Origin of the sequence: Novosphingobium sp. (assembly GCF_031424035.1) — a bacterium.
Classification (GTDB): domain Bacteria; phylum Pseudomonadota; class Alphaproteobacteria; order Sphingomonadales; family Sphingomonadaceae; genus Novosphingobium.
Window position 1 is genome coordinate 1 of sequence record NZ_JANPGP010000003.1, and the last position, 8,129, is coordinate 8,129.

Sequence of the window (8,129 nt, forward strand, 5' to 3'; positions counted from 1 at the left end):
TTCGATTTCGGCGAAACAGTCGAGGCGGCCAAGCTCGACCTGGACTGGCACAGCCTGCCGGTTTCTGCGCCGCGCCAGAGCGCCGACTCCTTTGAGGCCAAGGCGCTGGCCGCAGGCGGCTTCGACTCTGCCGACGTGCCGCCGCGTTACAAGACGCCCTATTTCATGCACATCTGGAGCAATGGCTATTCGGCCGGCTATTATGCCTACATCTGGACCCAGATGCTGGACCATGACGCCTATTCCTGGTTCGAGCAGAATGGCGGGCTGAACCGGGCCAATGGCCAGCGTTTCCGCGACCTGATCCTGTCGCGTGGCAATACGGTCGAGCTTGGCACCATGTACCGCAACTTCACCGGTCGCGACCCCGATGTGACGCCGATGCTGCGCTATCACGGCTTGACGCCCGGCGCAGCGACGGCTTCGGGAGAACAATGAACGCCGAGGCAAAGTGACAGCCAGCCCAGTTGAAATCCTCGACAGCGTCTTCGGCCATGCCGCTTTCCGCGGGGTGCAGGAGGCGGTGATTGGCCGGGTGATGGCTGGGCAGCACAGCCTGGCCGTCATGCCGACCGGGGCGGGCAAGTCGCTATGTTACCAGGTGCCGGCAGTGGCGCGGGCGGGGACGGCGATCGTCATCTCGCCGCTGATCGCGCTGAAGCACGACCAGATCCGCTCGGCAGAGGCGGCCGGGATCCGCGCTGCCTCGATGACCTCCGCCGATTCGGACAACGCCGCTACCGCCGAGGCCTTCCGCCGGGGCGAGCTCGACCTGCTCTATGTCGCCCCGGAACGAGCCTCGACCGCGGGTTTTCAGGCGCTGCTCGAACGCGCGCCCATCGCGCTGTTCGCCATCGACGAGGCGCATTGCGTTTCGGAGTGGGGTCACGACTTCCGTCCCGACTACCGGATGCTGCGCCCGGTGCTCGACCGCTTCCCGGACGTGCCGCGCCTCGCGCTCACCGCCACCGCCGATCAGGCGACCCGCGCGGACATCCTGCGCCAACTCGGCATTCCGGACGAGGGCCTGATCGTCGCCGGGTTCGACCGCCCGAATATCCGCTACGCCATCACCGCCCGCGATTCGGGCACGCGGCAGATCATCGACCTGCTCCAGCGGCTCCCGGGAGCGGGCATCGTCTACGCGCCGAGCCGCAAGGCGACCGAGGACATTGCCGCCGCCATCACGCGGTCGGGGCGCGAGGCGGCGTTCTATCACGCGGGGCTTGAACCCGAGCGCCGTGCCGCGGTGCAGGCGTCTTTCGTGGCGTCGGAAAGCATGGTGATGGTCGCGACGATCGCCTTTGGCATGGGCATCGACAAGCCCGACGTGCGCTTCGTTGCCCACGCTGGCGTGCCGAAATCGATTGAGAGCTACTATCAGGAAACCGGCCGCGCGGGCCGTGATGGAGACGATTCGGTGGCGGTCATGTTCTGGGCACCGGCAGACTTCGTGCTTGCCCGCGAACGGCTGTCCGAGATGGACGAGAGCCGCCGCAAGGGCGAGCGCACCCGCCTTGATGCGCTGTCGGCGCTGGTCGAAAGCCCCGGTTGCCGCCGCGCGATCCTCTTGCGCCACTTTGGAGAAAGCCCGCCCGAAAAGTGCGGCAATTGCGACAATTGCCTTGACGCGCCGGGCGTCGCCGATGGGTCGGTGGTGGCGCAAAAGCTGCTCTCCGCCGCTTACCGCACCGGGCAGAGCTTTGGCATCGGCCATCTGGAAAAGGTGCTCAGCGGCATCAGCGACGACCGCATTGTCCAGCGCGGACATGACCGGCTGACTGTCTTCGGCATTCTTGAATCGGACGAGGCGCGGCTCCTCAAACCCGTCGCCCGGGCGCTGCAGGCGCGCGGCGCACTGGTGGCGAACGAACACGGCGGACTGATGCTGGCAGGGGACGCGCGCGCGATCCTGACGGGCGATGTGATGCTGCCGGTCGTCCTGCCACCGGCGAATGAGAAGCGGTCAAGGGGTGGCCGCGGCACTCGCGACAAGGGCGGTGCCAACCCGCTCGGCGATCCGCTGTTCGAAGCATTGCGCGCGCTGCGCCGCGAACTGGCGGCGGAGGCGGGACTGCCGCCCTACGTGATCTTCCACGACGCCACCTTGCGCGAAATGGCCTCGGTCCGCCCCGCCTCACTCGCCGCGCTGGGCGAGATCGGCGGGGTCGGGACCCGCAAGCTGGAAGCCTACGGCGATGCGTTCCTGGCGGTTATCCGCCAGCACTGAGCCTCACGGCCGGATGGCATCATGCGGCAGCTGCGGCGCGGCATCCTCGCCGTGGCGGGTCTTCCACAGCGAGTAGGCCACACCCGCGCCGATCAGCCCGAAGGTCACCAGCAGGCTGGCGAGCGGCGGAAACTTGTCGCCGCCCAGCAGGAAGTCGGAGACGAAGATCTTCGAGCCGATGAACACCAGCACGGCGGCCAGCGCATACTTCAGGTAATAGAAGCGGTGGATCATCGCCGAGAGCGCGAAATACAGCGCCCGCAGGCCGAGGATCGCCATGATGTTGCTGGTATAGACGATAAAAGTGTCCGTGGTGATCGCGAAGATCGCCGGCACCGAATCGACCGCGAAAACAAGGTCGGCCAGGTTGATCACCACCAGCGCGAGGAACAACGGGGTTGCGGCCCGCACCAGCTTGCCGGTCTTCTCGTCCGGCACCTTCACGAAGAAGTGCTGGTCATGCAGCTCCTTGGTCACGCGCATATGGTTGCTGATCCAGCGCACTGCCGGGTTCTTGGCAATGTCGGGATTGTGGTCGCCCGCGAAGAACATCTTGATGCCGGTGAACACAAGGAAAGCCGCGAAGATGTAAAGCACCCAATAGGCCTGCTCGACCAGCGCCGCACCCGCAGCAATCATGGCGCCGCGCAGTACGATCACCGCCAGAATGCCCCACAACAGCGCGCGGTACTGGTACTTCGCCGGGATCGCGAAGAAGGTGAAGATCAGGCTGATAACGAAGACATTGTCGATCGACAGCGCCTTTTCGATAAAGAAGCCGGTGTAGTACTTCATGCCCAGATCAGCACCCTTGGCGATCCAAACCCAGACGCCGAACAGCATGGCTATGGTGATGTAGAAGGCGGTGAGCTTCAAGCTTTCGCCGATGCCCATTTCCTTGTCCTCCTTGTGGAGGACGCCAAGATCGAAGGCGGTGAGTGCCAGCACGATGCCGGCGAAGGACAGCCAGAACCAGGCCGGCGTGCCGAGCCAGTCGGCGAAGAGGAATTCCATCAGTCAGTCCCTGTTATTGACGCAATGCGCCGGGGCAGACCCTGCGGCCCGTCCCGGCGTCTCTTGCAGTGCTATGCGGTGTCAGCCGAAGGCTTTGCGGCGGCGAAGGAGGCCGGCGATGCGATCCTTGATCGCGAGCTTCAGCTTTTTCAGCCGGGCGACCTCAAGCGGGTCGGCAGCCTTGCGATGGCGGGCAAGGCGCAGCGCCTCGTCCAGCTTCTGGTGGCGTTCCATCAAGAGGAAAACGCGGTCGGACATCAGATGTAACCCTTTCGAACGGAGTTGAGTTCGATCGGACGCACCGAGCCAAGGGCCTGGGGAGGGATAGGGGGAAGGACCCGGACCCATAGCATCGGTACATCCGATGCGGTCCGACATCACGAAGCATACTGCCGATTGGCCAGCATGCCGCGCCAGAGGGGCCCGGTCCCGCAAGGATTATTTAGGACCGATGCGCTCCACTTTCAAGTCCTCTTGACGTGCCGGCGAATCGCGATATTAATATGATATCAGATTTTGAAGGGGGTTAAGTGCCATGCCCGATACCCATAACGCGATGACATCCAGCCGCGAACGCGGTGCGTGGAGCACCAGCGGCTACGTGATGTTCGTCCTGTTCCTGCTGCTGCTGGCATTGACGATCTGGCGCATCATTGCCTTTGCCGGCGGCGATCCGGCGGAAGACGCGGTGTTCGGCTTTGTCGTGCGCTCGGCGCTCAGTGTCGTGGCCCTGATGGTAATTGCCTCGGGCTTCTACATGATCCAGCCGAATCAGGCCGTGGCGATCACGCTGTTCGGTTCGTACCGTGGCACCGATCGCAACACCGGCCTGCGCTGGGTCTGGCCGTGGATGGGCAAGGCCAAGATTTCGGTCCGCGCCAACAACCTTGTCTCCGACAAGATCAAGGTCAACGATCTGCGCGGCAACCCGATCGAAATGGCCGCCCAGGTGGTCTGGCGCGTGGTCGATACGGCGCAGGCGCTGTATGATGTCGATGATTACAAGGCCTTCGTCATGGTCCAGATCGAGGCGGCGGTGCGCACTATCGGCTCGCGCTATCCCTATGACGATTTCGCCCACGCCGAGGTTACCCTGCGCGGCAACCATGACGAGGTTGGCGTCGAACTGCGCAAGGAACTGATCGCGCGCCTCGCGATGGCCGGCATCTCGGTCGATGAATGCGGCTTCACTCACCTTGCCTATGCTCAGGAAATCGCCGGCGCCATGCTCCGCCGCCAGCAGGCAGAAGCCGTAGTCGCGGCGCGCAAGACGCTGGTTGAAGGCGCGGTCGGCATGGTCGAAATGGCGCTCGGGATGCTGGCAGAGAAGGGCGTTGTCCATCTCGACGATGAACGCAAGGCGGCGATGGTCTCGAACCTGATGGTCGTTCTCTGCGGGGAGCGGGACACCCAGCCGGTGGTCAACACGGGCTCGCTTTACCAGTAAGTCTGATGGCTCCTCCGGCGCGAAAATCCTTTCCCCTGCGGCTCGATCCGGCGCTCTATGCGGCTCTGGAGCGGGCCGCAGCGGGCGATTTCCGCTCGGTGAATGCCGAGGTGGAAGTGCTGCTGCGTGAGGCCATGGCGCGTCGCGGGATCAAGGTTGCCCCGGCAGAACCGGCAAAGCGCGGACGGCCCGCGAAGAAAGAGGAGTAACCCGCGCCAAGGTGATGAACGCATTTACCCGATCTTGACCGACGCGCGGTTATGCCAGCGGGATGAAAAAGACTCACCTTCTCGCGCTGGCCTCCATCGCCGGCACCCTCGCATCGGCACCGCTCTGGGCACAAAGCGGTGCGCCTTACACCGTGGTCGAAACCGGCAAGGGCTATGCCCGCCTGCAGGACGCGGTGAATGCCATCGGTGACGGGCGCGGGACGGTGCAGATTGCCTCGGGCCGGTTCCGTGACTGCGCAGTTCAAGAGGCGGGGGACGTGACCTTCACCGCCGCCGTCGCCGGGCAATCGGTGCTAGAAGGCGAGGCCTGTGAGGACAAGGCGGCACTGGTGCTGCGCGGGCGCACGACGCATGTTGAGGGGCTGGTCTTCGCCAACCTGAAGTCGGGCGCAGGGAACGGCGCCGGTATCCGCGCCGAAAAGGGCCTCATCTCTGTATCGCAAAGCTGGTTCCGTGACAGCCAGCAGGGCATCCTCTCAGCCGACGAGCCCAATTCGACACTGACCGTCGACAAGAGCACTTTCACTCGGCTTGGCACCTGCGAATTCAGCGCTGGCTGCGCGCATTCGATCTACGTCGGCGGCTTCGGCGCGCTCACCGTAACGCGCAGCAGGTTCGAGATCGGACGCGGCGGGCACTACCTGAAAAGCCGCGCCGCCAAGATCGCCGTGCTGGCATCCAGCTTCGACGATTCGCAGGGCAAGTGGACCAATTACATGATCGACCTGCCGGCAGGGGCAACCGGCAAGATCGCCGGCAACTGGTTCGTTCAGGGGCAGCACAAGGAGAATTACTCGGCCTTCATCGCGGTGGCTGCCGAGGGCCGGACCAACAGTTCGGCCGGCCTGCGTATCGAAGGCAATGACGCGCGGCTGGTCCCGGGGCTGGAGCGCGACACGGTCTGGGTGGCGGACTGGTCGGGCGACCGACTGGCGATCGGTCAGAACGTGCTCGGTGCGCGCCTCAAACCGTTTGAACGACGCTGACCTAGAGCAAGTGCCCCGTCCGGTCGCGCTTTGTCGCCAAATAGCGGGCATTGTGCGGATTGGGTGGCAACTGGTGCGGCACCCGTTCGGTTACCTCGACGCCCTCTGATTGCAAGGCATCGACCTTACCGGGATTGTTGGTCATCAGCCGGATCGTCCGCACGCCCAGCAGCGCCAGCATCCGCGCCGCGACAGGAAAGTCGCGCGCTTCGCTGGGCAGGCCGAGGCGGTTGTTGGCATCGACGGTATCGAAACCCTGATCCTGCAATTCGTAAGCGCGCAGCTTGTTGACCAGGCCGATGCCGCGCCCTTCCTGCCGCAAATAGAGCAGCACGCCCCAGCCGCCCTGCGCCGCTTCATCCGCCATCGCTTCAATTGCCGCGTCGAGCTGCGGGCCGCAATCGCATTTGAGGCTGCCGAGCAGGTCGCCGGTGAGGCATTCGGAATGGAGGCGCACCAAGGGCGCGCGCTCGCCGTTCTGCTGCCCGATCACCAGAGCCACGTGCTCGCGCATGTCGTCAGCAGAGCGGAACGCGACAATCTCGGCATCTTCGCAGGCCGCCACCGGCAGGCGGGCGCGGGCGGCGACGGCGAGGTGCCGCGTGTCGCGCCATTCGGCGAGATCGCCTGAGGAGACGACCTGCGCTTCTCCGCAGCCCGCTGGATCGATCAGGAAGGCGGGCAGAATCCCGGCCAGCAGCGCCAGCTCCATTGCCGTGCGCGCCGATGCAGCATGATCTAGATGTTCGGCAAGGAACGGCCCCTTGAGCGGATTGGCAAGGTCCAGCGCCGGATCGGCGATCACCCGCGCTTGTGAAAGGGTGAACGGATCGCCGCCCCGGATCAGTACCGGGGCATGGGGTTCCGCCGCCTCGCGCTGGTTCGCCAGTTTGAGCGTGATCGCCCGCGCCGAGGAAATCAGCAGGCGAGGGGATGTAACATCAGGTCCGAAGCCGGTTTCGGCGGGCAGCAGGCGCAGCACACCATCGACCTCGACCGGCCAGCCGTGTCGCAAGGCGTCCAGCGCCAAGGCAACACGCCGCGTTGCCCTCACCGGCCCGCCCTTTTGGGAGTCGCTCTCAAAGATCGAACTCCGTCACCAGCGGCACATGATCGCTCGGCTGTTCCCAACGGCGGGTTTCCTCGACGAAGCGGTGAGCGCGCGATTGCGCCGCCAGTTCGGGCGAGGCCCACATGTGATCGAGCCGGCGCCCGCGATCCTTTTCCTGCCAATAGGTGCGATAGGACCACCACGACCAGTTGCGTTCCGGCGCGGGGATGTGCTTGCGGCCCAGATCGACCCAGCCGTGGGCATCGGCAAAGCGAGTGAGCGTTTCGACTTCGAGCGGCGTGTGGCTGACCACCTTGAGCAGCGCCTTGTGGTCGTAAACGTCCTCGGGCAGCGGAGCGATGTTGAAATCGCCGACGATCAGCGTCGGCCGATCGAGCGCATCGGCCCAGCGGGTCATGCGCTCAAGGAAATCGAGTTTCTGGCCGAACTTGGCATTGGCCTCGCGGTCGGGAATGTCGCCGCCGGCGGGAATATAGACATTCTCGATGATCAGGCCCTGACCTGCGGGGCCAAGCAGTTCCACCCCGACATGGCGCGCCTCGCCATTGTCCTGCCAGTCATGCCGGCTGAATTCGCGCAAGGGCACGCGGCTGACTGTGGCAACGCCGTGATAGCCCTTCTGCCCGTGCACGGCGCGGTGGGTATATCCCGCAGCCTCGAACACATCGTGCGGGAACAGGTGCTCGGCGCACTTGATCTCCTGCAGGCAGAGCACGTCAGGCGCCTGTTCAGAAAGGAACCGCGTCACCTGTTCGGCGCGCAGGCGGACGGAATTGATGTTCCAGGTGGCAACGGACAGCATGGGAAGGGCGTTAGATGCTTTCGGCCCGCGATGGAACTATTTGGTTTCGCGCAAAGGGCGCAAAGGGCGCGAAGATGTTGTCCTTGTGGCGAAGCCAGCTCCAAACACTGCTGCCAGTGCTAGACAGCGTGCTGATTGAAGGCATGATCCTTCGGCTCGCAGAACTCTTTGCGCTCTTCGCGGCCTTTGCGCGAAACCCAAAAAAAGAAAACCCCCGCTCCGGGGGCATTGGAGCGAGGGTTCCTTTGTGCGTTCGTCACGCTTGACGGAGCAGACCTTGGGGAGGCCAGGGCAACAGGGGGGAAACCCGCCTCCATCCGCGCCGTCCTCATCTATGTAGGGTGTCCT

Annotated in this window: 9 protein-coding genes; 5 read left to right on the plus strand and 4 right to left on the minus strand. The window is 64.5% G+C overall.

Translation table 11 applies throughout. From position 1 onward, the window contains the following. Positions 1 to 438, plus strand: a 438-nt coding sequence (locus RMO89_RS00040; protein WP_310530456.1) for a M3 family metallopeptidase, incomplete at its 5' end; no start/stop codon positions are given. 13 nt (positions 439 to 451) lie between these two features. Then, entirely contained in the window at positions 452 to 2,230 is a 1,779-nt protein-coding gene (gene recQ / locus RMO89_RS00045) for a DNA helicase RecQ (RefSeq protein WP_310530457.1), read from the plus strand. 3 nt (positions 2,231 to 2,233) lie between these two features. On the opposite strand, the gene RMO89_RS00050 is transcribed toward recQ, so the two are convergent. Both RMO89_RS00050 and RMO89_RS00055 read right to left on the minus strand, forming a co-directional pair. Beyond that, complete coding sequence (locus RMO89_RS00050) at positions 2,234 to 3,244, minus strand: TerC family protein (RefSeq protein WP_310530458.1); 1,011 nt, start codon at positions 3,242 to 3,244, stop codon at positions 2,234 to 2,236. A gap of 81 nt (positions 3,245 to 3,325) precedes the next feature. Next, positions 3,326 to 3,502: a YdcH family protein gene (locus RMO89_RS00055; protein WP_310530459.1), complete on the minus strand. Its 177-nt coding sequence runs from the start codon at positions 3,500 to 3,502 to the stop codon at positions 3,326 to 3,328. 277 nt (positions 3,503 to 3,779) lie between these two features. On the opposite strand from RMO89_RS00055, the gene RMO89_RS00060 reads away from it, so the two are divergent. The 3 genes from RMO89_RS00060 to RMO89_RS00070 all read left to right on the plus strand — a co-directional run bounded on the left by RMO89_RS00060 (position 3,780) and on the right by RMO89_RS00070 (position 5,907). Further along, the gene (locus RMO89_RS00060) at positions 3,780 to 4,691 is read left to right on the plus strand and encodes an SPFH domain-containing protein (protein WP_310530460.1); all 912 of its coding nucleotides are present in this window, start codon (positions 3,780 to 3,782) and stop codon (positions 4,689 to 4,691) included. 5 nt (positions 4,692 to 4,696) lie between these two features. Then, a complete protein-coding gene (locus RMO89_RS00065; RefSeq protein WP_310530461.1) occupies positions 4,697 to 4,900 on the plus strand; it encodes a toxin-antitoxin system HicB family antitoxin in 204 nt (67 codons plus the stop codon). A gap of 62 nt (positions 4,901 to 4,962) precedes the next feature. Continuing rightward, positions 4,963 to 5,907, plus strand: coding sequence for a right-handed parallel beta-helix repeat-containing protein (locus RMO89_RS00070; RefSeq protein ID WP_310530462.1), 945 nt, complete (start codon positions 4,963 to 4,965; stop codon positions 5,905 to 5,907). Between the two features lies 1 nt (position 5,908). On the opposite strand, the gene ribA is transcribed toward RMO89_RS00070, so the two are convergent. Both ribA and RMO89_RS00080 read right to left on the minus strand, forming a co-directional pair. Further along, positions 5,909 to 6,961: a GTP cyclohydrolase II gene (gene ribA, locus RMO89_RS00075; protein ID WP_310530464.1), complete on the minus strand. Its 1,053-nt coding sequence runs from the start codon at positions 6,959 to 6,961 to the stop codon at positions 5,909 to 5,911. Between the two features lie 25 nt (positions 6,962 to 6,986). Next, positions 6,987 to 7,781, minus strand: coding sequence for an exodeoxyribonuclease III (locus RMO89_RS00080; protein WP_310530465.1), 795 nt, complete (start codon positions 7,779 to 7,781; stop codon positions 6,987 to 6,989). Between the last annotated feature and the right edge of the window lie 348 nt (positions 7,782 to 8,129).

Bases quoted from the DNA above. Each gene is read 5' to 3' on its own strand.
- RMO89_RS00070 (WP_310530462.1), top strand. From the start codon at position 4,963: ATGAAAAAGACTCACCTTCTCGCGCTGGCCTCCATCGCCGGCACCCTC.
- RMO89_RS00050 (WP_310530458.1), bottom strand. From the start codon at position 3,244: ATGGAATTCCTCTTCGCCGACTGGCTCGGCACGCCGGCCTGGTTCTGG.
- RMO89_RS00065 (WP_310530461.1), top strand. From the start codon at position 4,697: ATGGCTCCTCCGGCGCGAAAATCCTTTCCCCTGCGGCTCGATCCGGCG.
- RMO89_RS00060 (WP_310530460.1), top strand. From the start codon at position 3,780: ATGCCCGATACCCATAACGCGATGACATCCAGCCGCGAACGCGGTGCG.
- RMO89_RS00055 (WP_310530459.1), bottom strand. From the start codon at position 3,502: ATGTCCGACCGCGTTTTCCTCTTGATGGAACGCCACCAGAAGCTGGAC.
- RMO89_RS00080 (WP_310530465.1), bottom strand. From the start codon at position 7,781: ATGCTGTCCGTTGCCACCTGGAACATCAATTCCGTCCGCCTGCGCGCC.